Consider the following 23796-nt stretch of genomic DNA (forward strand, 5'->3'; position numbering starts at 1 on the left):
GACGGGGTGACGAACCCTGCCTACCTCCGGTTCCCGCACCCGCACGGCGACTCGGTGGTCTTCACCGCCGAGGACGACGTGTGGGCCGCACCCCTCGACGGCGGCCGAGCCTGGCGCGTCAGTGCCGACAACGTACCCGTCAGCCACCCACGGATCTCCCCGGACGGCTCGACCGTCGCCTGGACGTCACGGCGCGACGGCGCCCCCGAGGTGCATGTCGCCCCGCTCGACGGCGGGGCCGCCGACCGGCTGACGTACTGGGGGAGCTGGACCACCACCGTCCGCGGCTGGACACCCGACGGGCGGGTCCTCGCCACCAGCACCCACGGCCAGGCCACGCTGCGCCGGAGCTGGGCCTGGGCCCTGCCGCTCGACGGCGGCCCCGCCGAACTCCTGCCCTACGGGCCCGTCGGCGGCGTCGCGCACGGGCCGGACGCCGCGGTGCTGCTGCTGTCCGCGCCGATGGGACGGGAGGCCGCCTGGTGGAAGCGGTACCGGGGCGGCACGGCGGGGAAGCTGTGGATCGACCGGGACGGCGACGGCGACTTCGTCCGGCTGCACGAAGACCTCGACGGCAACATCGAGTGCCCGCTGTGGGTGGGGCAGCGGATCGCGTTCCTCTCCGACCACGAGGGGGTCGGGGCGCTTTACTCGTCCCGCGCCGACGGGGCGGGACTGCGCCGGCACACACCGGTCGAGGACGCGTTCTACGCCCGGCACGCCGCCACCGACGGAACCCGCGTCGTGTACGCGAGCGCCGGTGAACTCCACGTCGTCGACGACCTGGAGACAGCCGGACCGCGCCCCCTGGACGTACGGCTCGGCGGGCCGCGCACCCAATTGCGGCCGTGGCCCCTCCACGCCGCGCACTGGTTCGGGGCCGCCTCGCCCGACCACACCGGCCGCGGCAGCGCGATCGCCGTGCGCGGCGCCGTGCACTGGGTGACCCACCGCGCGGGACCCGCCCGCGCGCTCGCCGCCGAGCCCGGCGTACGGGCCAGGCTCCCGCACACGTTCCGCGTCGACGGTGAGGAACACGTCGTGTGGGCGACCGACGCCGAGGGCGATGACGCGCTGGAGTTCGCCCCCGCCACCGGGGCCGTGCCCGGCGGCACACCCCGCCGGCTCGGCGCCGGACGGCTCGGCCGGGTGCTCGGGCTCACCGTCGCGCCGGACGGCGGCCGGGTCGCCGTCGCCTCGCACGACGGCCGGGTCCTGCTCGTCGAACGGGACAGCGGCGACGTACGCGAAGTGGACAGCAGCGAGGACGGGCAAGCGAGCGGACTCACCTTCTCGCCCGACTCGGCGTGGCTCGCCTGGTCGCACCCCGGCCCGCACGGGCTGCGGCAGCTCAAGCTCGCCAACACCGCCGACCTCGCCGTCACCGAGGCGACCCCGCTGCGCTTCCGGGACTACGCGCCCGCGTTCACCCTCGACGGCAAGCACCTGGCGTTCCTGTCGGCCCGCTCCTTCGACCCCGTCTACGACGAGCACGCCTTCGACCTGGCGTTCGTCAGCGGCGCACGCCCGCATCTGCTCGTCCTGGCCGCGACGACCCCGTCACCCTTCGGGCCGCAGCGGCACGGGCGGCCCTTCGAACCGGCGGACGCCCCCGGCGCCGAGACACCCGACAGCGAGGGCACACCCGCCACCCGCGTCGACCTGGAAGGGCTCGCCGACCGCATCGTGCCCTTTCCCGTCGAGGCCGCCCGGTACTCGACGCTGCGGGCCGCCAAGGACGGCGTGCTGTGGCTGCGGCACCCGGTGCGCGGCGTCCTCGGCGACGCACGGGCCGACCGCAACGACCCCGAGCCGAAGACCCGGCTCGAACGCTACGACCTCGCCCAGCAGCGCCTGGAGGAACTCGGCGCCGATGCCGGTCACTTCGAGGTCACCGGCGACGGCAAGCGGGTCCTGCTGTGGACCGGCGAGGTGCTGAAGGTCGTACCGAGCGACCGGCGCCCGGCCCACGACGACGACAGCGACACCAACATCACCGTCGACCTGGCCCGCGTCAGCCAGCGCGTCGACCCGGCCGCCGAGTGGCGGCAGATGTACGACGAGACCGGCCGCCTCATGCGCGACAACTTCTGGCGCCCCGACATGAACGGCGTCGACTGGACCGGCGTCCTGGAGCGCTACCGGCCGCTGCTCGACCGCGTCACCACCCACGACGACCTCGTCGACCTGCTCTGGGAGGTGCAGGGCGAACTCGGCACCTCCCACGCCTACGTCGTCCCCGCCGGCCGGGGCGGCGCCCCCGCACGCCGCCAGGGCCTGCTCGGCGCCGACATCTCCCGCCACGAGGACGGCCCCCACGGAACGCCGCGATGGCGCGTCGACCGCATCCTGCCCTCGGAGACGTCCGACCCGCGCGCCCGCTCCCCGCTCACCGCACCGGGCGTCGCGGTACGCGCCGGGGACGCGATCGTGGCGGTGGGCGGGCGGCCCGTCGACCCGGTGACCGGGCCGGGGCCGCTGCTCGTCGGCACCGCCGACAAGCCGGTCGAGCTGACCGTCTCGCCCGCCGGGGGCGGCGAGCCGCGGCACGTGGTCGTGGTGCCGGTCGCCGACGAGGAGCCGCTGCGCTACCACGCCTGGGTCGCGGACCGGCGCGCGTACGTCCACGAGAGGTCGGGCGGCCGGCTCGGCTATCTCCACGTCCCCGACATGCAGGCGCCCGGCTGGGCGCAGATCCACCGCGACCTGGCCACGGAGGTCGCCCGCGAGGGCCTGATCGTGGACGTCCGCGAGAACCGCGGCGGACACACCTCGCAGCTCGTCGTCGAGAAACTGGCGCGGCGCGTCGTCGGCTGGGACGTCCCGCGCGGCAGCCGCCCGTTCAGCTACCCGATGGACGCGCCGCGGGGCCCCGTCGTCGCCGTCGCCGACGAGTTCTCCGGGTCCGACGGCGACATCGTCAACGCGGCGATCAAGGCGCTCGGCATCGGACCCGTGGTGGGCGTCCGCACCTGGGGCGGCGTCATCGGGATCGACAGCCGCTACCGCCTCGTGGACGGGACGCTGGTGACGCAGCCGAAGTACGCGACCTGGATGGAGGGGCACGGCTGGGGGCTGGAGAACCACGGCGTCGACCCCGACGTGGAGGTGGTGGCCACGCCCCAGGACGCGGCCGCGGGCCGGGACCCGCAACTGGACGAGGCGGTACGGATCGCGCTGGCCGCGCTGGACGAGAACCCGGCGAAGGTGCCACCGGTGCTGCCGTAGCACCGGAGGCCGGGGTACCGGCGCCCGCCGGTACCCCGCCCGCGGGGTTGATCGATACGATGCCGCCGTACGGAAGACGCCCCCGCAAAGGAGACCCGACGTGACCGGCGAACCGCAGGCCGACTGCCTGTTCTGCAAGATCGTCGCGGGGGACGTGCCCGCCACCCTCGTCCGCGAGACCCCGACCACGGTCGCGTTCCGGGACATCAACCCGCAGGCGCCCACCCACATCCTGGTCATCCCGCGCGTCCACCACCCGGACGCCGCCTCCCTGGCCGCCGCCGAACCGGAGATCGCCGCGGACGTGCTGCGCGAGGCCGGCGAGATCGCCGCCGAGGAGAAGCTGGACAGCTACCGCCTGGTGTTCAACACGGGCAGCGGCGCGGGCCAGACCGTCTTCCACGCCCACCTGCACGTCCTCGGGGGCCGCGGCCTCCAGTGGCCCCCCGGCTGACCCGGCGTGTCCGTCCGTGAATTCGTCGTGCTCGGCACCGCGAGCCAGGTGCCGACGCGCCACCGCAACCACAACGGCTACCTGCTGCGCTGGGACGCCGAAGGCATCCTCTTCGACCCCGGCGAGGGCACCCAGCGCCAGATGCTGCGCGCAGGGGTCGCCGCGCACGACCTCAACCGGATCTGCGTCACCCACTTCCACGGCGACCACTCCCTCGGGCTCGCCGGTGTCGTCCAGCGCATCAACCTGGACCGCGTACCGCATCCGGTGACCGCCCACTACCCGGCGTCCGGGCAGCGGTTCTTCGACCGGCTGCGGTACGCCACCGCCTACCGGGAGACCGTCGACATCGCCGAGGAGCCGGTCGCCGGGGAGGGTGCGGTGCTCGCCGACACGCCCGCCTACCGCCTGGAGGCGCGCAGGCTCTCGCACCCCGTGGAGTCGTACGGATACCGCCTCGTCGAGCCGGACGGGCGCCGCATGCTGCCCGAACGGCTCGCCGCGCACGGCATCGCCGGGCCCGATGTGGGCCGGCTCCAGCGCGAGGGCAGGATCGGCGGGGTCACCCTCGACGACGTCAGCGAGGTGCGGCGCGGGCAGCGTGTCGCGTTCGTCATGGACACCCGGTTGTGCGCAGGGGTGACCGAACTGGCCGAGGGCTGCGATCTGCTCGTCATCGAGTCGACGTTCCTGGACGAGGACCGGCAACTCGCCGCCGACCACGGGCACCTGACCGCCGGGCAGGCCGCGCGTGTCGCCCGCGACGGGGACGTGCGCCACCTCGTGCTCACCCACTTCAGCCAGCGCTACGGCGACCCGGAGGAGTTCGCGCGACAGGCGCGGGCCGCCGGATTCGAGGGCGAGCTGACGGTCGCCCGCGACCTCGACCGCGTGCCGGTGCCCAAACGCCGCTGACGCCCCGCACGCTGCGTACGATGCTCTGATGTCCCTCGCACCACTCGCTCGCATCCCCAAGGCCGAGCTGCACCTGCACATCGAAGGCACCCTCGAACCCGAGCTGGCCTTCGCTCTCGCCGACCGCAACGGCATCACCCTGCCGTACGCCGACACCGAGGCGCTGCGCAAGGCGTACCTCTTCGACGACCTCCAGTCCTTCCTGAACCTGTACTACGAGCTCATGGCCGTCCTCGTCACACAGGACGACTTCGAGGCGCTCGCCGACGCCTACCTGGCCCGCGCCGCCGAGCAGGGCGTGCGGCACGCCGAGATCTTCTTCGACCCGCAGGCCCACACGGCGCGCGGTGTCGACATCGGCACCGTGATCGAGGGCCTCGGGCGAGCGCTCGCGCGCAGCGAGGAGCGGCACGGCGTCTCCACCAAGCTCATCATGTGCTTCCTGCGCGACCTGTCCGCCGAGTCGGCGATGGAGACGCTGGAGGCCGCGAAGCCCTACCTGGACCACATCGTGGGCGTCGGGCTCGACTCGGCCGAGGTCGGCAACCCCGCCTCGAAGTTCCGCGACGTCTACGAGGCCGCGGGCGCGCTCGGCCTTCGCAAGGTCGCGCACGCGGGCGAGGAGGGCGACCCGTCGTATGTCTGGGAGGTGCTGGACATCCTCGGCGTCGAGCGCGTCGACCACGGGCTGCGCTCGATGGAGGACCCGGAACTCGTCGCGCGCCTCGTCCGCGACCGGATCCCGCTGACGCTCTGCCCGCTGTCGAACGTGCGGCTGCGCGCCATCGACGTACTGGAGGAGCACCCGCTCGTCGCCATGATGGACGCCGGGCTGCTCTGCACCGTCAACTCCGACGACCCGGCCTACTTCGGCGGCTACGCGGGCGACACGTTCCACGCCGTGCACGAGGCGCTGGCCGTGGACCACGAACGGCTGCGGGAGCTCGCCCGCAACTCGTTCGTGGCGTCGTTCCTCGACGGCAGCGAGGAGGACGAGGCGCGGCGCGCCCGCTACCTCGCCGAGGTCGAGGCGTACCCGCTGGACGACATCTCGGGCTGAACCCCGTCCGGGCCCGCCGTCGTGAACGCCTCCGCGGCGACGGCGGGCACCTCAAGCGGGAAGATCTCCACGACCGGCTGCTCCAGCAGGCCCGACGGCGGCACGATCGCGCCGACGGGGGCGCCGCTGCGGCGCCGCGCCGCACCCGCGAAGAGCGGGCGGCCCCCGGTGTGCAGGGCCACCGCGGTCAGCGGCACCGCGAGCAGGAGCAGCGTGGTGGCCAGCGCCGCGCCCATCGCCGGGTAGCCGACGCCCTGCGCGAGCGAGCTGCCGACCAGCGGGCCGCAGGCTGTGCCGAGCGAGGATGCCGAGCCGACCAGGACCGCCCAGCGACCGCGCGGGTCGAGGGAGGCGGCGAGGCCCAGCAGGTAGGAGAGCACCACCGGGTAGAGGGTGTTCCAGGCGATCTCGCCCGACGCGAAGGTGCCGAGACCGTCGGCGCGGGCGCTGAGCGCGATGCAGCAGGCGATGGCCGCCGTGCCCGCGCCGATCGGCAGGGCGCGGTCCACGCGGGTGCCGAGCGCGCCCGCGCCGATCACACCGAGCAGACCCGCGCCGAGCGCCACCGCGAACACGCTGCCTACAGTGACCTCGCTGAGCCCGGCCTGGACCGTGCCGATGCTGCTGCTGACGCCCCACAGGGAGTTCTGCGCCATCGACCAGACGACGATGACCGCGGCCAGGGCCGCGCCCGAACGGGCGTGGGGCAGCGGCGTCTTGAGAGCCGAGGCGGCCCGCGCGGGACTGTTGTCGGGCCCCGCCGGGTCGGCGAACCGGCGCGTGGCGGGCCAGACGGCGAGCGCGGTGACGGCGAGCGCGGCGAACGGCAGGGCGTGCCCCGACGGGCTGAGGCGGGGGATCGTCAGATAGAGGGCGCCCGCGAGCGCCGAGACGCTGAGCAGACCGAGGGTGGACGCGCGGTGCGGGTCCTTCTGGGCGGCGATCCCGGTGGCGGCGACGGCGGTCGCCGTGCCCGAGCCGAAGCCGCCGATCATCGCACCCGCGACGACCAGGGGGACGGAGGAGGACAGCGCCGCCGTGCCGTAGCCGACGGCGGCGAGGAGGAGCCCGGCGCGGGCGGCCTTACGGGGGCCGAGCCGTTCGACGCGGGCCGCGAGACTGAAGCCGGCGGTGGCCGAGCTCAACAGGAGCGCGCTGCCGGCCAGACCGGCCTGGGTGGGGGAAAGCCGCAGGCTGTCGGCGAGCCGGCCGACGAGCGTGGGAAGCAGATAGGCGGCGAGGTAACCGGCCGTGAAGAGGGCGGTGAGCGCGGGCCGCGGGGTGCGCGAAGACACGGGCGTTCCTGAAGACGGACCCCCGGCCTTGGACGCTGTTTTGGGCAAGGGGGTGGTGAGGAAAGGGGGTTGGGGGCGCGACGTCTTTGCGAACGGGACCGAACCGGGGACGTCGGGGCGCGGCCAATTTGTATCAAGCCGCGGGGTCCCCACAGAAGCCAGGGCCATGTGACCTGCGGCACATCCGGTTTGGGGGTTCCTCGGCCGGGTAGCCGTGGTGCGTTTCGGCGCCGGATCAGCGCCAGTCGGGGGTGCCCGCGGGGCCTCGGCGGGCGGCCGTCTCGATGCGCGCGCGGGTCTCCCGCAGCACCGCCACGATCCGCTCCTCGTGCTCCGCGGTCAGCCGCGCGACCGGCACCGAACAGCTCACCGCGTCGTGTGCCGGGGCCGCGTAGCGCAGGGCGAAACCGAAGCCGACGATGCCGGTGACGCCCTCCTCGCGGTCGATCGCGTAGCCGCGGGCGCGGGTCAGCGCGAGATCGGCGGCGAGCGCTTCGCGGGTGGTGTGCGTGTTGCCGGTGATCCGGGGATAGGGGCCGGGCGGGAGCTGCGCGTCGGGGCGCTCCGCGAGCAGCGCCTTGCCGAGGGCGCCGACGTGCGCGGGCAGCCGGCGGCCGACCCTGCTGATCGTGCGCAGGTACTCGTGCGACTCACGGGTCGCCAGGTAGGCCACGTCGAAGCCGTCGAGGCGGCCCAGGTGGATCGTCTCGCCCAGCGCCTCGGACGCCTCGTCGAGGTGCGGGCGCGCGGTCCGTACGTACGGGTCGGTGTCGAGATAGCTGGTGCCGGTCAGCAGGGCGTGGATGCCGATGCCGTAGAGGGAGCCGGTGGCGTCGGTGCGGACCCAGCCGCGCGCGACGAGCGTCTGGAGCAGCGCGTACATGGAGCTGCGCGGCACGGCCAGTTCGTCGGCGAGCTCCTGGAGGCGGGCCGGGCGGTCGCCGCGGGCTGCCAGCACTTCGAGCAGGTCGACGGTGCGGGCCGCCGACTTCACCTCGCGGACGCCGTCGCGGGGCGGCGCGCTCTGCTGCTCTGGGTGCTGGTCCGGCATGGGGAGATCGTAAGCGGGGCGTCGCGGGGGCATTGACGGTCTTCGTCCGCGTATCTAACCTCCATCTACATCTGTGGATGGCATCTACGTACGGAGACGGTAGTGACAGCAGTGACCGATCTGACCATCGCCGAGGTGCGCCTCACCCCGATCCTCGTCGCCGACCCGCCCCTGCTGAACACCCAGGGCGTGCACCAGCCGTACACGCCCCGGCTCATCGTCGAGGTGGTCACCGCCGACGGCGTCACCGGCGTCGGCGAGACCTACGGCGACGCCAAGTACCTGGAACTCGCCCGCCCCTTCGCGGAGAAGCTGAAGGGCCGTCACGTCTCGGACCTGAACGGCCTGTTCACCATCGCCGACCAGGTCTCCGTCGACGACACACGCATCCGGAACCAGGTCGACGTCGGCGGCCTGCGCGGCGTCCAGACCGCCGACAAACTCCGCCTGTCCGTCGTCTCCGGCTTCGAGGTGGCCTGCCTCGACGCCCTCGGCAAAGCGCTCGGCCTGCCCGTCCACGCCCTGCTCGGCGGCAAGCTCCGCGACTCCGTCGAATACAGCGCCTACCTCTTCTACAAGTACGGCGCCCACCCCGAGGGCGTCGCCGCCGAGCAGGACGACTGGGGCGCCGCGCTCGACCCCGCCGGGGTCGTCGCGCAGGCCCGCCTCTTCCACGAGCGCCACGGCTTCGAGTCCTTCAAGCTCAAGGGCGGCTGCTTCGCGCCGGACGAGGAGATCGCGGCGATCCGCGCGCTCGCCGAGGCCTTCCCCGGCAAACCCCTGCGCCTGGACCCCAACGGCGCCTGGTCCGTGGAGACCTCGCTCAAGGTCGCCGCCGAACTCGGTGACGTACTGGAGTACCTGGAGGACCCGGCGCTCGGCACCCCCGCCATGGCCGAGGTCGCCGCCAGGACCGGTGTCCCGCTCGCCACCAACATGTGCGTGACCACCTTCGCCGAGATACCCGAGGCGTTCACGACCGGCGCCGTCCAGGTCGTCCTCTCCGACCACCACTACTGGGGCGGCCTGCGCAACACGCAGCGACTCGCCGCGCTCTGCCGCACCTTCGGCGTCGGCATCTCCATGCACTCCAACACCCACCTGGGCATCAGCCTCGCCGCCATGACACACGTCGCGTCCACCGTGCCCAACCTGCACCACGCCTGCGACTCCCACTACCCGTGGCAGTCCGAGGACGTGCTCACCGAGCGGCTGACGTTCGACGGCGGACGGGTCGCCGTCCCCGACGCGCCCGGCCTCGGCGTCACCCTCGACCGCGACAAGCTGGCGGCGCTGCACCGGCGCTGGCTCGACGACGACTACGCCGCCCTGCGCGACCGCGACGACGCCGCCGCCATGCGGGTCCTGGACCCCGACTGGGTCACACCGTCCGTACCGCGCTGGTGACCACCCCCACCGCCCCCACCGCCCCACTCGCGCCCCCTCCTGCCCACGACCGGAGCCGCTCGGGTCCGCATCGAGGACGCCACCGGCTCCACCGAGGGCGGCCTCGTCGGCCCCGTCGGCCTCGCCGCCATCGGGCGCGCGCCGGTGATCGCCGGGCCTGAGGCCGCCGCCACGTGAACGACTGATGGCAACCTCCGTGGTACGGGCCCCGCTCATGCACACTGTCCGGACCCGTACCACTGAGGGAGAAGGACGTGACCCACCCCGAACCGGCCCCCACCGAACCGGCCCACACGGACCCTCTCGCGGCGCTCCGCGCGCCCGGGGACCCGGCCTGCGACGTCTACCTCACCGGCACCGTCTTCCTCGACATCGTCTTCACCGGGCTCGACAGCGCGCCCGTGCGCGGCACCGAGTCGTGGGCCCGCGGCATGGGATCGAGCCCCGGCGGCGTCGCCAACATGGCGGCGGCGCTCGCCCGGCTCGGCCTTCGCACATCGCTGGCCGCCGCCTTCGGTGACGACCACTACGGCGCGTACTGCTGGGACACGCTGGCGCGCGGCGAGGGCATCGACCTGAGCCACTCGCGGACCGTCCCCGGCTGGCACTCGCCCGTCACCGTCTCCATGGCGTACGAAGGCGAACGCACCATGGTGAGCCACGGGCACGAGCCGCCGCCGCAGGAGCCCGCGCCCCGCTGCCCGCCACCCGCGCGGGCCGCCGTGGCCTCGCTCGCCCCCGGCGTGGAGGCGCCCTGGGTCGGCGAGGCGGCGCGTCAGGGGACCCGCATCTTCGCCGACGTCGGCTGGGACGAGACCGGACGATGGGACCTCGCCGCGCTCGGGGACCTCACGCAGTGCGAGGCGTTCCTGCCCAACGCCGAGGAAGCCATGCGGTACACCCGTACGTCGTGCCCGCGGGCGGCGGCGCACGCCCTCACGGAGTACGTGCCGCTGGCCGTGGTGACCTTGGGGGCGGAGGGGGCGTACGCCGTGGACGGGCGGACCGGGGAGACCGCGTCCGTGCCGGCCATCGAGGTGGCGGCGCTCGACCCGACCGGCGCGGGGGACGTCTTCGTGGCCGGGTTCGTGACCGGCACGCTCGCGGGATGGCCGCTCGCCGACCGGCTGGCGTTCGCGGGGCTCACGGCGGCGCTGTCCGTGCAGGAGTTCGGCGGGTCGTTGTCGGCGCCCGGGTGGTCGGAGGTCGCGGCGTGGTGGCGGCAGATCCACGCGTACGAGGAGCGCGGGCAGCAGGATCCCGCGGCGCTGGAGCGATACGCCTTCCTGGAGCCACTGCTGCCGGAGGCCGCGCGCCCCTGGCCCTTGCGACGGGCCGTACCGACGATCGGCTTCGGGGGCGGCTCTCTCTGAACCGCCGGAAGGGAGGGTGGTCGTCCGGTGTGCGTCTGATTGAGGAGCGGGGTGCGGGGCGGAGCCCCGGGGTGAGGAGGCGGCGCGAAAACACTTCGGGGATGTCAGCGGGGCGTCGTACGCTGGAAGGCGTCAGACACCGGCTGTCACAAGGAGAATGCGGCCCTCAGAGCCCGCCCATGACGCAGACACCATCCAGCGCCCGCAGCGCAGGGCAGGAACAGGCACGTGCGCAGTTCACCGTTCCGGCCAAGCACCCCATGGTCGAGGTCCTCGGCTCCGGTGACGCCCTGTTGCGTGTGATCGAGGCGGCCTTCCCGGAGGCCGATATCCATGTCCGGGGCAATGAGATCAGCGCGACCGGGGAGCCGAGGGAAGTCGCCCTCGTCCAGCGCCTGTTCGACGAGATGATGCTGGTTCTGAGGACAGGGGCACCGATGACAGAGGACGCCGTGGAGCGCTCCATCGCCATGCTCAAGGCGACGCAGAACGGGGAGGGCGACGGCACGGAGACCCCGGCCCAGGTGCTCACGCAGAACATCCTGTCGTCGCGCGGGCGCACGATCCGCCCCAAGACGCTGAACCAGAAGCGGTACGTCGACGCGATCGACAAGCACACCATCGTCTTCGGGATCGGGCCCGCCGGTACCGGCAAGACCTATCTGGCCATGGCCAAGGCCGTGCAGGCGCTCCAGTCCAAGCAGGTCAACCGCATCATCCTGACCCGGCCCGCGGTCGAGGCGGGCGAGCGGCTCGGGTTCCTGCCGGGGACGTTGTACGAGAAGATCGACCCCTATCTGCGCCCCCTGTACGACGCCCTGCACGACATGCTCGACCCCGATTCCATCCCACGGCTGATGGCCGCCGGGACGATCGAGGTGGCGCCGCTGGCTTACATGAGGGGCAGAACGTTGAATGACGCCTTCATCATCCTCGACGAGGCGCAGAACACGAGCCCCGAGCAGATGAAGATGTTCCTGACCCGGCTCGGCTTCGACTCGAAGATCGTCATTACCGGTGACGTGACCCAGGTCGACCTGCCGAACGGCACGAAGAGCGGGTTGCGGCAGGTGCAGGACATCCTCGAAGGCCTCGACGACGTGCACTTCTCGCGGCTGTCGTCCCAGGATGTCGTCCGGCACAAGCTGGTCGGCCGTATCGTCGACGCGTACGAGAAGTACGACACCGAGAACGGTACGGAGAACGGCTCCCACAAGGGCCGTCCCAGAGGGACCCAAGGAAAGTAGTACGAGAGCGCCATGTCGATCGACGTCAACAACGAGTCCGGAACCGAGGTCGACGAGCAGGCGATCCTCGACATCGCCCGCTACGCGCTCGCGCGCATGCGCATCCACCCGCTCTCCGAGCTGTCGGTGATCGTCGTGGACGCCGCCGCCATGGAGCAACTGCACGTCCAGTGGATGGACCTGCCGGGACCGACGGACGTCATGTCGTTCCCCATGGACGAGCTGCGCCCGCCGACGAAGGACGACGACGAGCCGCCGCAGGGCCTCCTCGGGGACATCGTGCTCTGCCCCGAGGTCGCGACCCAGCAGGGCGCGGACGCGCCCACGCAGCACTCCATGGACGAGGAGCTCCAATTGCTCACCGTCCACGGCGTGCTGCACCTGCTGGGGTACGACCACGAGGAGCCCGACGAGAAGGCCGAGATGTTCGGGCTCCAGGCGGCCATCGTCGACGGGTGGCGTGCGGAGAAGGGGCTGAGCGGGCCGTCCCCGGCGCCCACCGTGTCATGAGTCCTTCGCTGATCGCCGGCGCCGTCGCCCTGGTCGTCGTCGCCTGGCTCGCCGCGTGCGCCGAGGCCGGTATCGCCCGGACGTCCAGCTTCCGTGCCGAGGAGGCCGTCAGGTCCGGGCGGCGCGGCAGCGCCAAGCTCGCCCAGGTCGCCGCCGACCCGACCCGCTATCTGAACGTGGCGCTGCTGGTGCGCGTCGCCTGTGAGATGGCCGCCGCCGCCCTGGTCACGTACGCGTGCCTGGAGGAGTTCGCCGCCACGTGGCAGGCGCTGCTCGTCGCCATCGGCGTGATGGTGCTCGTCTCCTACGTGGCGGTGGGGGTCTCGCCGCGCACCATCGGACGCCAGCACCCGCTGAACACCGCCACGGCCGCCTCGTACGTACTGCTGCCGCTGGCCCGGATCATGGGGCCGATCCCGCCGCTGCTCATCCTCATCGGCAACGCCCTGACCCCGGGCAAGGGGTTCCGGCGCGGGCCGTTCGCCTCCGAGGCCGAGCTGCGCGCCATGGTCGACCTCGCCGAGAAGGAGTCCCTCATCGAGGACGAGGAGCGCCGCATGGTGCACTCCGTCTTCGAGCTCGGGGACACCCTCGTGCGCGAGGTCATGGTGCCCCGCACCGACCTCGTCGTCATCGAGCGGTACAAGACCATCCGGCAGGCCCTCACGCTCGCGCTCAGGTCCGGGTTCTCGCGGATCCCGGTCGTCGGCGAGAGCGAGGACGACGTCGTGGGGATCGTGTATCTGAAGGACCTCGTCCGCAAGACCCACATCAACCGGGACTCCGAGGCCGAGCTGGTGTCGTCGGCCATGCGGCCCGCCACGTTCGTGCCGGACACCAAGAACGCCGGTGATCTGCTGCGCGAGATGCAGCAGATGCGCAACCACGTGGCCGTCGTCATCGACGAGTACGGCGGGACGGCGGGCATCGTCACGATCGAGGACATCCTGGAGGAGATCGTCGGCGAGATCACCGACGAGTACGACCGCGAGCTGCCGCCCGTGGAGGAGCTCGGCGACGACCGCTTCCGGATCACCGCGCGGCTCGACATCGGCGACCTCGGCGAGCTGTACGGCATCGAGGAGTACGACGACGAGGACGTGGAGACCGTCGGCGGGCTCCTCGCCAAGGCTCTCGGGCGGGTGCCGATCGCCGGGGCCTCGTCGGCGGTGACCCTGCCGGACGGGCGTCGGCTGCGGCTCACCGCGGAGGCCGCGGCCGGCCGCCGGAACAAGATCGTGACGGTGCTTGTGGAGCCGGTCGAACCGGCACAGGAGGCGAAGGCCGGATGACACCGGAGGAGCTGCGCGCTCTGTGCCTGTCGTTCAACGCGGCGGTGGAGGACTTCCCGTTCAACCCGGAGATCTCCGTCTTCAAGGTGCTCGGCAAGATGTTCGCGCTCAGCTCCCTCGACGGGCGGCCCCTGACCGTCAACCTCAAGTGCGACCCCGAGGACGCGGTGCGGCTGCGCGAGGAGTACGAGGGCGTCATCGTGCCCGGCTGGCACATGAACAAGCGGCACTGGAACACCGTGCGCGTGGGCGGGCTCCCCGACCGCTTCGTCCGGGAACTCGTCGAGGACTCCTACGACCTGGTCGTGGCGGGTCTGCCGCGCGCCGAGCGGCTCCGGCTCGACCGGCCCTGAGGCGCTGACGAACCGCTGCGGCGCGGCTCTTATGCTCGCCCCATGACTGAGAGCACCGACCTCGGCCCCGAGGACCGCAAGATCGTCACCCTGGCCCGTTCCGCGCGGGCCCGCAACGGCGTGCCCGAGGGCGCGGCCGTGCGCGACGAGACCGGGCGTACGTACGTCGCGGGCACCGTCGCCCTGGACTCCCTGAGGCTGAGCGCGCTGCGGACGGCCGTCGCCATGGCCGTGGCGTCCGGCGCGCGGTCGCTGGAGGCGGCGGCCGTCGTCTCCGCGGCGGAGGCGCTGCCCGCGGAGGACCTGGCCGCCGTACGGGACCTGGGCGGCGCGGGCACCCCGGTGTTCCTCGCGGCGGCCGACGGGACGGTGCGGGCGGTCGTCGAGGCGGGCTGAAACCGCGCCGCACGCGCCCGGTGCGCCCGACTGTGAGGACAGTCACACCGTGGTCCGGCCGGGGCCTTCGCCTCGGCCGGACGAGTGGCCGCCGAAGGCGTGAAGCAGTACTCGCGCGAAGGCGGCGGGACCTTCGGCCCGGGGCCCGGGACCCGGCGCGGCGGCGGGCGGAAGAGGGGACGCACGTCCCGTCCGAGTGGCCTACGCCCCCTGGGTCGGGGCCCGTTGCGTGGGTCATGGTGGATCAGTCGCCCGGCGCTGATCGCGCTCGACCGCGTCCCGTCATGGGAGCGCCGCGCGGCTGTCCTTGCTCCCGAACGAAGGTGTCCTACGTGTTCTCCTCCGCCAGCAAGACCGCCGACCACCTGACCGCCGACCGCGCGACCGCTCCCCACGACACCGGCGCGCGCACGCCCCGGGTCCGCCGTCTCGCCGCCGCCGGTCTTCTCACCGGCGCCGCGGGCGTCATGGTGATCGCGGGCACCGGCTCCGCCTCCGCGGCGGGCTCCACCTCCGCGACGAGCGGCTGGGACGCGGTCGCCCAGTGCGAGGCGGGCGGCAACTGGTCGGCCAACACCGGCAACGGCTTCTACGGCGGCCTTCAGTTCACGCCGTCCACCTGGGCCGCGTACGGCGGCAAGCAGTACGCCCCCAACGCCCACCTCGCGTCCAGGAGCGAGCAGATCGCCGTCGCGAACAAGGTGCTGGCCGCGCAGGGCACGAGCGCCTGGCCGCACTGCGGCGCCAGGCTCTAGAACCGCTCAGACCGCGTCCGGGCCGCGTTCGCCCGTCCGGACCCGCACCACGTCGTCCACCGGCACCGCCCACACCTTGCCGTCGCCGATCTTCCCGGTGCGGGCGGCGCGGACGATGGCCTCCATCGCCGGTTCCGCGTCCGCGTCGCCGACGACGACCTCGATCCGCACCTTGGGCACGAGATCGACCTGGTACTCGGCGCCCCGGTACACCTCGGTGTGGCCGCGCTGCCGCCCGTAGCCGCTGGCCTCCGTCACCGTCAGGCCGTGCACGCCCAGTTCCTGGAGCGCCGTCTTGACCTCGTCGAGGCGGTAGGGCTTGACGACCGCGGTGATCAGCTTCATGGCGCGACCTTTCGGGCGACGGGGGCGGGCGCCGGGTGGACCGTGGCGCCCAGGACGCCGTGATCGTACGCACTCTCCGCGTGCACCGTCTGGTCCAGGCCCGTCAACTCCTCCTCGGGCGACGCCCGGAAGCCCAGCACCTTGTCGATGACCTTTCCGATCCCGTACGTCACGAGGAACGTGTACGCGGCCACGACCGCCACCGCCAGCGCCTGCTTCCCGAGCTGCCCGAAGCCGCCCCCGTAGAACAGCCCCTGCTTCGCGGCGGACCCGGTCATCGCCGACGTGGCGAACAGGCCGATCAGGAGCGTGCCGACGACGCCGCCGACGAAGTGCACCCCGACGACGTCCAGCGAGTCGTCGTAGTCGAACCTGAACTTCCAGGCGACGGCGTACGAGCAGACGACACCGGCCGCGAGCCCGACCACCGCCGCGCCGACCACCCCCACGACACCGCAGGCCGGTGTGATCGCGACAAGCCCCGCCACGGCGCCCGAAGCGGCGCCGAACGTCGTCGGGTGCCCGTCGCGCCGCTGCTCCACGAACAGCCAGCCGAGCAGTCCCGTGCAGCCCGCGATCAGCGTGTTGAACAGGGAGGCCGCTGCCAGCCCGTTCGCGCCGAGGGCCGAACCGCCGTTGAAGCCGAGCCAGCCGAACCAGAGCAGACCCGCGCCCATGACCACCATCGGCAGGTTGTGCGGGCGCATCGCGTCCTTCTTGAAGCCGACCCGCGGGCCGAGGACCAGGCACAGGGCGAGACCCGACGCGCCGGAGGCGATCTCCACGACCAGGCCGCCCGCGAAGTCCAGGGCGCCCAGGTGGTGGGCGATCCAGCCGCCGGGGCCCCAGACCCAGTGCGCCACGGGAACGTATACGAGCAGCGCCCACACGGGGACGAAGACGAGCCACGCGCCGAACTTCGTGCGGTCCGCGACGGCACCGCTGATCAGCGCCGCCGTGATGATCGCGAAGGTGAGCTGGAAGGTGGTGAAGAGGAACGTGGGGACCGTGCCGGTGAGCGACCGCGGGCCGATCCCCGCCATGCCCACGTGGTCCAGGCCGCCGATCAGACCCGCGAAGGAGTCGTCGCCGAAGGCGAGCGAGTATCCCGCCACCAGCCACACCACCGTCACCAGGGCGATCGAGACGAAACTCATCATCAGCATGTTGAGGACGCTCTTGGAGCGCACCATGCCGCCGTAGAACAGGGCGAGACCGGGCGTCATCAGCAGGACGAGGGCGGTGGCGGCCAGCAGCCAGGCGGTGTCGCCGGTGTCCAGGGCGGGGGCCGCGAGGGGGGAGGTCGTGGCAGGCATGGGCATCAGCGTCACCGGTCCGGGTTTCCGAATTCGTACCCCCGCGTTTCCGCCGTGTTTCGTGTTGCCGAGGGGTTACCGGAACCTCACGGTGCTCGGGGGCCTCCCGGATCAGGGACAATGGGCGCCATGAGCGTTCACACCCCCGCCGCCGGATCCGCCCACCGCGCCGGCTTCGCCTGCTTCGTCGGCCGCCCCAACACGGGCAAGTCCACCCTGACGAACGCTCTGGTCGGCAAGAAGGTGGCGATCACCGCCGACCAGCCGCAGACCACGCGGCACACCGTGCGGGGCATCGTGCACCGGCCCGACGCCCAGCTCATCCTGGTCGACACCCCGGGCCTGCACAAGCCGCGCACCCTGCTCGGCGAGCGCCTCAACGACGTGGTCCGCACCACCTGGGCCGAGGTCGACGTCATCGGCTTCTGCCTGCCCGCGAACGAGAAGCTCGGCCCCGGCGACCGGTTCATCGCCAAGGAACTCGCGTCCATCAAGAAGACGCCGAAGATCGCGATTGTCACCAAGACCGACCTCGTCGACAGCAAGGCCCTCGCCGAACAGCTCATCGCCATCGACCAGCTCGGCAAGGAACTCGGCTTCGAGTGGGCCGAGATCATCCCGGTCTCCGCCGTCGGCGACCAGCAGATCGGCCTGCTCGCCGATCTCATCGTGCCGCTGCTCCCCGAGGGCCCCGCGCTCTACCCCGAGGGCGACCTCACCGACGAGCCCGAGCAGGTCATGGTCGCGGAGCTGATCCGCGAGGCCGCGCTCGAAGGCGTCCGGGACGAGCTGCCGCACTCCATCGCCGTCGTCGTGGAGGAGATGCTGCCGCGCGAGGACCGCCCCGCCGACAAGCCGCTCCTGGACATCCACGCCTTCGTCTACATCGAGCGCCCCAGCCAGAAGGGCATCATCATCGGCCCGAAGGGCAAGCGCCTCAAGGACGTCGGCATCAAGTCCCGCAAGCAGATCGAGGCGCTGCTCGGCACGCCGGTCTACCTCGACCTGCACGTGAAGGTCGCCAAGGACTGGCAGCGCGACCCGCGCCAGCTCCGCAAGCTCGGCTTCTAGCGTTCGTCCGCGGCCGGGCTCGCGATGAGAGCCGTCCCCACCGGGCGGAACCCCAGCCGCGCGTAGACCCGGGCGACATCGTCGTCCCCGGCCGACAGGAACACCGTGGAGACGCCGGCGGCCACGGCGTCGGTGACCAGCGCCCCCGTCACCGCGAGGCCGAGCCCCCGCCGCCGCGCCGCGGGCAGCGTGCCGACCCCGGCGACCTCCGTGACGTCGCCGACGGGCAGATGCATGCCGGAACAGACGACCACCCCGTCCTCGACGGCCGCCGCGAGGACCGTACGGCCCGATCTGATCCGGTCCTGGTACTCCGGTACGGTGCCGTCCGCGGCCCGCGCCGTGATCTCCGCGGTGAGTTCGGCGGCGCCCGCCCGGCCCACCGCGGTCCCGGGGTGCGCGAACGCCACGTGCGGCAGCGCCAGCGCCCCGGCCAGGAAGGGGTCGTCGGCGTCCAGGACCCGGACCAGGGGGTGCGGTGCGGGCGTCGGAGCCGACGCGTCCCGCGCCATCAACGGGTGCTCGCTGACCCGCAGCCCGGCCGCCTCGACGGCCGCCCGCATCCCCGGTGTCGTCTCCGCGACCCACTCGAACGCCTCGGGCGCGCCCAACTCCCTCTGCCGCGCGCGGACGTCCCGTACGTCGGAGGCGTTCGGCGGCGGGGCGTCGGGGCGCAGCGCGGGCCGCGCGTAGTACGGCCAGCCCGGGCCCTCGCGGACGAACAGCGTGAGCGAGCCGTACTCCTCGACGCGAGCGGTGCCGCGCGGCACGGCGTCGTAGTACCGCTCGATGCGGCCGAGGAGGGCGGAGGAGGCGTCGACAGCGGTCATGGGGGCGGACGTTACGCGAGGGCGGTCGATCCGCCGACCCCTTTTCGCCGGGCCCCCGTCACGCCCCTTCCTTCAGGACGCGTGTGATGAGCCTGCGCTGTTCCTCGGTGAGCCGGGGGTCCGCGCAGTACACGCTCTTCCCGTCCACGGTGATGGTGTAGCTGAAGCCGTCGGGTACCCCGATGGGTGGCGTGCCCCGGCCCGCGGCGACCGCTTTCTCCGCCAGGGCATGCCACTCATGGGCGTCGGCACGACCTGTCGTGTCGACCTCCGCGTGCCGGTCGATGCCGGCGAACCCGCCCGTGCGTGTGACGTGAATACGCATGGGTCCCTGTCTACTCCCTTCCGGGCGTCCCGGTCAGGTGGTCGGCACTCCGACCTGCTCCCAGGCCTTCAGTACGGCCTGGTACTCCTCGCCGCCGCCGAACCTGGCCTGCGCGGCCTTCACCGTCAGCTTCGCGAAGTCGGTGAAGAGGGCGTCCTGCGCGAGTTCGCCGCCGGTGAGGGTGTCGTACCAGATCCGCCCGGCCCGCTCCCACGCGTGCCCGCCGAGCGTCTCGGCGAGGATGTAGAAGGCGTGGTTGGGGATGCCGGAGTTGATGTGGACGCCGCCGTTGTCCCGGCCGGTCTTCACGAAGTGGGCCATGTCGGCGGGTTGCGGGTCCTTGCCGAGCACGTCGTCGTCGTAGGCCGTGCCCGGGGCCTTCATGGAGCGCAGGGCGACACCGGTGACGCGCGGTGCGAGCAGGCCCGCGCCGATCAGCCAGTCGGCCTCGGCGGAGGTCTGGCCGAGCGTGTACTGCTTGATGAGCGAGCCGAAGACGTCCGACATCGACTCGTTCAGGGCGCCGGGCTGCCCGAAGTACGTCAGGTTCGCCGTGTACTGCGTCACGCCGTGGGTCAGCTCGTGGCCGATGACGTCGACGGGGAGGGTGAAGTCGAGGAAGATCTCGCCGTCACCGTCGCCGAACACCATCTGCTCGCCGTTCCAGAAGGCGTTGTTGTAGTCCTCGGAGTAGTGCACCGTCGCGTTCAGCGGCAGGCCCCCGCCGTCGATGGACAGGCGGGCGAACTTCTCCAGGTACAGCTCGAAGGTGGCGCCGAGGCCCGCGTACGCGCGGTTGACGGTCGCGTCCTTGCCGGGCTTGTCGCCCTCGCCGCGGACCTTGCGGCCCGGCAGCTCCGTGCGGTGCCGGGCGTCGTAGATGGTGCGGTGCGGCTTCTGGTCCGTGGCGCCGGGCGGCGGGGCGACGGAGGGGGCGCCGATGACGGTCGTCATCCGGCGGTGGGTGCGCTCGAAGGCGTCCCGCTCCAGGCTCTTGCGGGCCTTGGCGGCGATCGCGGAGTCCTCGGCCTGAGCGACCTTGTCGAGGACGTGGGGCGGCACGATGGTGCAGAACACGGGCTCGAACCCGCTCGGGTTCCCCGTTTGCGTGGTGGTCATGCCAGGCAATGTGGCACTGCGTCATGCCGCTGTCACTACCTGCCACCATGATTAGTGAAATAGAGGTATTGATCACCCCTTACCCGTTACCTGTCGCCGGTCCCGCATACTGATACGGCCCTCCACGGCTCAGGGGACTCGGCTACAGTGCGATGCATCATGCGATACGGGCTGCTTCTCCTTAGCTGCCGCGGCGAGGGCCTGTAGTCGAGGCCGACCCCCTCCCCGCGGAGTTTGGCGTTGCGCCGTCGGCCGCCTTACCGGCCACCTCCGAGGAGCCCCCGCATCATGCCGAACTTCCAGCGCCCCACGTCGATGCCGATCCACAAGTACGGCCAGTACGAGCAGGTGGACATCGCCGACCGCACCTGGCCGGACAACCGGATCACGGTCGCGCCCCGCTGGCTCTCCACCGACCTGCGCGACGGCAACCAGGCGCTGATCGACCCGATGTCCCCGGCCCGCAAGCGCGAGATGTTCGACCTGCTGGTCAGGATGGGCTACAAGGAGATCGAGGTCGGCTTCCCCTCGTCGGGGCAGACGGACTTCGACTTCGTACGGTCGATCATCGAGGACCCGGACGCGATCCCGGACGACGTGACGATCTCCGTACTGACGCAGGCGCGTGAGGAGCTGATCGCGCGGACCGTGGAGTCCCTGGTCGGCGCCAAGCGCGCCACGGTCCACCTGTACAACGCCACCGCGCCCGTCTGGCGCGAGGTCGTCTTCCGCGGCTCCAAGGACGCGGTCAAGCAGATCGCCGTCGACGGCACGCGCCTGGTCATGGAGTACGCGGAGAAGCTGCTGGGCCCCGAGACGGTCTTCGGCTACCAGTACAGCCCCGAGATCTTCACCGACACCGAGCTGGACTTCGCCCTGGAGGTCTGCGAGGCCGTCTGCGACGAGTGGCAGCCGGGGCCGGACCGCGAGATCATCCTCAACCTGCCCGCCACGGTGGAGCGTTCGACCCCCTCCACGCACGCGGACCGTTTCGAGTGGATGTCCCGCAACCTGACGCGCCGCGAGTACGTGTGCCTCTCCGTCCACCCGCACAACGACCGGGGCACGGCCGTCGCCGCCGCCGAACTGGCGATCATGGCGGGGGCCGACCGCATCGAGGGCTGCCTGTTCGGCCAGGGCGAGCGCACCGGCAACGTCGACCTGGTGACGCTGGGCATGAACCTCTTCTCGCAGGGCGTCGACCCGCAGATCGACTTCTCGGAGATCGACGAGATCCGTCGCACCGCCGAGTACTGCACGCAGATGGAGGTCCACCCGCGCCACCCCTACGCGGGCGATCTGGTCTACACCGCCTTCTCCGGCTCCCACCAGGACGCCATCAAGAAGGGCTTCGAGGCGATGGAGAACCGCGCCGCGAAGGCCGGCAAGACCGTCGACGACATCGAGTGGGCCGTCCCGTACCTGCCGATCGACCCGAAGGACGTCGGCCGCTCCTACGAGGCCGTCATCCGCGTCAACTCGCAGTCCGGCAAGGGCGGTATCGCCTACGTCCTGAAGAACGACCACAACCTGGACCTGCCGCGCCGGATGCAGGTCGAGTTCTCCAAGGTCATCCAGGTCAAGACGGACGCCGAGGGCGGCGAGGTCACGCCCAAGGACATCTGGAACGTCTTCCGGGACGAGTACCTGCCCAACCCCGAGAACCCCTGGGGCCGTATCCAGGTCAAGGCGGGCCAGACGACCACCGACACCGACGGCGTCGACACCCTGACGGTCGAGGCCGAGGTCGACGGCGTCGAGCAGGTCCTGGTCGGCACCGGCAACGGTCCGATCTCCGCGTTCTTCCACGCGCTCCAGGGCATCGGCATCGACGCCCGCCTGCTGGACTACCAGGAGCACACGATGAGCGAGGGCGCCTCCGCCGTCGCCGCCTCGTACATCGAGGTCGCGATCGGCGACAAGGTCCTGTGGGGAATCGGCATCGACGCGAATACGACACGTGCCTCGCTGAAGGCGGTCGTCTCCGCGGTCAACCGGGCGGCCCGCTGACCCGGCTGAGCTGCACTTCCGCGGCCCCGTACACCTTTTGTGGGTGTGCGGGGCCGCGTCGCGTCTCGGCCATCACGGGGCCCTGCCGTGACCTGGGCGTGACCAAGGTACTGACGCCGCATCAACAATGTGGCTAACATCACGCCAACGCCGCGATGTTGCGGTGCCGTTACGGAGGTGTGCGACGTGCTGCCGAATTGGGGACGTATGCGACGGACCGGGATCTCGCGGGTCCTGGGCGTGCACACCACATGGAGCGCCGTGGGCGACGGGGAGTTCTTCTGCCCCGGCTGCGGCGGCGACCGCAACTACCAGCGGTGCACGGGCCGGCGCCGCTTCACCGTGCTCGGCGTGCCGGTGGTGCCGCGCGGCGAGACCGGGCCCGTCGTCCGCTGCGCCGCCTGCGAGGGCCGGTTCGGCATGGACGCGCTCGACCACCCGACGACGCATCGTTTCTCCGGGATGCTGCGCGACGCCGTGCACACGGTGGTCCTCGCGGTGCTCTCGGCGGGCGGCTCCTCCTCCCGTACGTCCCTCGAATGCGCCGTGGGCACCCTGCGCGGGGCCGGCTTCGACGACTGCTCCGAGGTGCAACTGGCCGCGCTGGTCGAGGCGTTGATGATGGACACCGGCCGCCTGCCGGAGCACTGCGGGACCGGGACCGGGCTCGCCATAGAGCTGCACGAGGCCCTCGACCCGCTCGCCCAGCACCTCGCCCCGGCCGGACGGGAGTCGATCCTGCTGCACGGCGCGCGGATCGCCCTGGCCGACGGACCGTACTCGGCGGCCGAACGGGACGTGCTCGGCACGGTGGGCGCCGCCCTGACGATGTGCACGGACGAGGTGAACCGGCTGCTGGCGGTCGCCGCCCGCACGCCGAGCTGATAATCGGGGCGTGTCCCTTCCTTCGCACCGGCCCGCCCTGCTCGTCATCGACATGCAGCACGACATGCTGCCGATCATGCACCGCCCCGCCGAGACCATCGGCGTCATCGCGGCACTGCGCTCCCGGGCGCGGGCGGCGGGCGTCCCCGTCGTCACGGTCCAGCAGGGCGGCGCCGGTCCCGTCGTGCCCGAACTCGTCCCCTCGTCCGACGAGTCGACGGTGACCAAGTCGACGGCGGACGCGTTCCTGCGGACCGAACTCGACGCGGCCTTGCGGGGACTGGGCGTGACGGAGCTGCTGGTCACCGGGTTCGCTACCGAGAACTGCGTCGAGACGACCGCCCGCCAGGCCCTCAGCCGCGGCTACGACCTGGTGCTCGTGGCGGACGGACACACGACGTCCGTGCGCCCGCCGACGACGGACTTCGCCCCGGCCGACCTCTCGATCGCCCACCACAACGAGATCTACCGGCACCTCGACTTCCCCGACCGGCACATCCGCGTGACGCCGGCGGCGGAGATCGACTTCTCTGCCTTCTCCGCGCCCTGAGCGCGGACC

The 23796-nt window shown here is 72.2% G+C and carries 23 protein-coding genes; 16 read left to right on the forward strand and 7 right to left on the reverse strand.

Features of this window, described 5'->3' with window-relative positions:
• The first annotated feature begins 6 nt into the window (after positions 1 to 6).
• The 4 genes from ACIRF8_RS04695 to ACIRF8_RS04710 all read left to right on the forward strand — a co-directional run bounded on the left by ACIRF8_RS04695 (position 7) and on the right by ACIRF8_RS04710 (position 5657).
• Positions 7 to 3228, forward strand: coding sequence for a S41 family peptidase (locus ACIRF8_RS04695; RefSeq protein WP_404210805.1), 3222 nt, complete (start codon positions 7 to 9; stop codon positions 3226 to 3228).
• Between the two features lie 100 nt (positions 3229 to 3328).
• Positions 3329 to 3682: a histidine triad nucleotide-binding protein gene (locus ACIRF8_RS04700; protein ID WP_404210807.1), complete on the forward strand. Its 354-nt coding sequence runs from the start codon at positions 3329 to 3331 to the stop codon at positions 3680 to 3682.
• Between the two features lie 6 nt (positions 3683 to 3688).
• Positions 3689 to 4597, forward strand: coding sequence for a ribonuclease Z (locus ACIRF8_RS04705; RefSeq protein ID WP_404210809.1), 909 nt, complete (start codon positions 3689 to 3691; stop codon positions 4595 to 4597).
• A 28-nt stretch (positions 4598 to 4625) separates the two neighbouring features.
• Positions 4626 to 5657, forward strand: a complete 1032-nt coding sequence (locus ACIRF8_RS04710) for an adenosine deaminase (RefSeq protein ID WP_404210811.1) — start codon at positions 4626 to 4628, stop codon at positions 5655 to 5657.
• On the opposite strand, the gene ACIRF8_RS04715 is transcribed toward ACIRF8_RS04710, so the two are convergent.
• Together ACIRF8_RS04715 and ACIRF8_RS04720 are read right to left on the reverse strand one after the other, a co-directional pair.
• Entirely contained in the window at positions 5609 to 6952 is a 1344-nt protein-coding gene (locus ACIRF8_RS04715; RefSeq protein WP_404210813.1) for an MFS transporter, read from the reverse strand. The two genes, ACIRF8_RS04710 and ACIRF8_RS04715, sit on opposite strands and share 49 nt — an antisense overlap.
• 235 nt (positions 6953 to 7187) lie before the next feature.
• Complete coding sequence (locus tag ACIRF8_RS04720) at positions 7188 to 8003, reverse strand: IclR family transcriptional regulator (RefSeq protein WP_404210815.1); 816 nt, start codon at positions 8001 to 8003, stop codon at positions 7188 to 7190.
• A 111-nt stretch (positions 8004 to 8114) separates the two neighbouring features.
• On the opposite strand from ACIRF8_RS04720, the gene ACIRF8_RS04725 reads away from it, so the two are divergent.
• The 8 genes from ACIRF8_RS04725 (at position 8115) to ACIRF8_RS04760 (ending at position 15336) form a co-directional block, all read left to right on the forward strand.
• Positions 8115 to 9410, forward strand: coding sequence for a glucarate dehydratase family protein (locus ACIRF8_RS04725; RefSeq protein WP_404212281.1), 1296 nt, complete (start codon positions 8115 to 8117; stop codon positions 9408 to 9410).
• Positions 9411 to 9664: 254 nt separating this feature from the next.
• Positions 9665 to 10783 (forward strand): carbohydrate kinase family protein, encoded by a 1119-nt coding sequence (locus ACIRF8_RS04730; RefSeq protein ID WP_404210817.1) that lies wholly within the window; start codon positions 9665 to 9667, stop codon positions 10781 to 10783.
• 179 nt (positions 10784 to 10962) lie between these two features.
• The gene (locus ACIRF8_RS04735) at positions 10963 to 12030 is read left to right on the forward strand and encodes a PhoH family protein (RefSeq protein WP_404210819.1); all 1068 of its coding nucleotides are present in this window, start codon (positions 10963 to 10965) and stop codon (positions 12028 to 12030) included.
• A 12-nt stretch (positions 12031 to 12042) separates the two neighbouring features.
• A complete protein-coding gene (gene ybeY, locus ACIRF8_RS04740) occupies positions 12043 to 12540 on the forward strand; it encodes an rRNA maturation RNase YbeY (RefSeq protein WP_404210821.1) in 498 nt (165 codons plus the stop codon).
• Positions 12537 to 13832, forward strand: coding sequence for a hemolysin family protein (locus ACIRF8_RS04745; RefSeq protein WP_404210823.1), 1296 nt, complete (start codon positions 12537 to 12539; stop codon positions 13830 to 13832). The genes ybeY and ACIRF8_RS04745 overlap by 4 nt, the downstream gene beginning before the upstream one ends.
• Positions 13829 to 14185, forward strand: a complete 357-nt coding sequence (locus ACIRF8_RS04750) for an MmcQ/YjbR family DNA-binding protein (RefSeq protein ID WP_404210825.1) — start codon at positions 13829 to 13831, stop codon at positions 14183 to 14185. Before ACIRF8_RS04745 ends, ACIRF8_RS04750 begins: the two co-directional genes overlap by 4 nt.
• 42 nt (positions 14186 to 14227) lie before the next feature.
• On the forward strand, positions 14228 to 14581 hold the full coding sequence (locus ACIRF8_RS04755; protein WP_404210827.1) for a cytidine deaminase: 354 nt from the start codon (positions 14228 to 14230) through the stop codon (positions 14579 to 14581).
• 332 nt (positions 14582 to 14913) lie between these two features.
• Complete coding sequence (locus ACIRF8_RS04760; protein ID WP_404210829.1) at positions 14914 to 15336, forward strand: transglycosylase family protein; 423 nt, start codon at positions 14914 to 14916, stop codon at positions 15334 to 15336.
• 6 nt (positions 15337 to 15342) lie between these two features.
• Here the strand turns inward: ACIRF8_RS04760 and ACIRF8_RS04765 are convergent, their stop codons facing one another.
• Together ACIRF8_RS04765 and ACIRF8_RS04770 are read right to left on the reverse strand one after the other, a co-directional pair.
• Positions 15343 to 15681: a P-II family nitrogen regulator gene (locus tag ACIRF8_RS04765; protein WP_404210831.1), complete on the reverse strand. Its 339-nt coding sequence runs from the start codon at positions 15679 to 15681 to the stop codon at positions 15343 to 15345.
• Positions 15678 to 16997: an ammonium transporter gene (locus ACIRF8_RS04770; protein ID WP_404210833.1), complete on the reverse strand. Its 1320-nt coding sequence runs from the start codon at positions 16995 to 16997 to the stop codon at positions 15678 to 15680. The genes ACIRF8_RS04765 and ACIRF8_RS04770 overlap by 4 nt, the downstream gene beginning before the upstream one ends.
• Positions 16998 to 17117: 120 nt before the next feature.
• On the opposite strand from ACIRF8_RS04770, the gene era reads away from it, so the two are divergent.
• Entirely contained in the window at positions 17118 to 18068 is a 951-nt protein-coding gene (gene era / locus ACIRF8_RS04775; protein ID WP_404210835.1) for a GTPase Era, read from the forward strand.
• Here the strand turns inward: era and ACIRF8_RS04780 are convergent.
• The 3 genes from ACIRF8_RS04780 to ACIRF8_RS04790 are packed head-to-tail and all read right to left on the reverse strand — an operon-like array spanning position 18065 to position 20342.
• A complete protein-coding gene (locus ACIRF8_RS04780) occupies positions 18065 to 18898 on the reverse strand; it encodes a GNAT family N-acetyltransferase (protein WP_404210837.1) in 834 nt (277 codons plus the stop codon). The genes era and ACIRF8_RS04780 overlap by 4 nt on opposite strands.
• Positions 18899 to 18956: 58 nt before the next feature.
• Entirely contained in the window at positions 18957 to 19223 is a 267-nt protein-coding gene (locus ACIRF8_RS04785; RefSeq protein ID WP_404210839.1) for a protealysin inhibitor emfourin, read from the reverse strand.
• Between the two features lie 33 nt (positions 19224 to 19256).
• Positions 19257 to 20342, reverse strand: coding sequence for a M4 family metallopeptidase (locus tag ACIRF8_RS04790; RefSeq protein ID WP_404210841.1), 1086 nt, complete (start codon positions 20340 to 20342; stop codon positions 19257 to 19259).
• A 288-nt stretch (positions 20343 to 20630) separates the two neighbouring features.
• Between ACIRF8_RS04790 and leuA the strand changes: the two genes are divergently transcribed.
• The 3 genes from leuA (at position 20631) to ACIRF8_RS04805 (ending at position 23787) form a co-directional block, all read left to right on the forward strand.
• Positions 20631 to 22352, forward strand: a complete 1722-nt coding sequence (gene leuA / locus ACIRF8_RS04795) for a 2-isopropylmalate synthase (protein ID WP_404210843.1) — start codon at positions 20631 to 20633, stop codon at positions 22350 to 22352.
• 186 nt (positions 22353 to 22538) lie between these two features.
• The gene (locus ACIRF8_RS04800) at positions 22539 to 23237 is read left to right on the forward strand and encodes a TerB family tellurite resistance protein (protein ID WP_404210845.1); all 699 of its coding nucleotides are present in this window, start codon (positions 22539 to 22541) and stop codon (positions 23235 to 23237) included.
• A 10-nt stretch (positions 23238 to 23247) separates the two neighbouring features.
• A complete protein-coding gene (locus tag ACIRF8_RS04805) occupies positions 23248 to 23787 on the forward strand; it encodes a cysteine hydrolase family protein (RefSeq protein ID WP_404210847.1) in 540 nt (179 codons plus the stop codon).
• The last annotated feature ends 9 nt before the right edge of the window (positions 23788 to 23796 follow it).

It is taken from the genome of Streptomyces sp. NPDC102406 (assembly GCF_044765725.1).
Classification (GTDB): domain Bacteria; phylum Actinomycetota; class Actinomycetes; order Streptomycetales; family Streptomycetaceae; genus Streptomyces.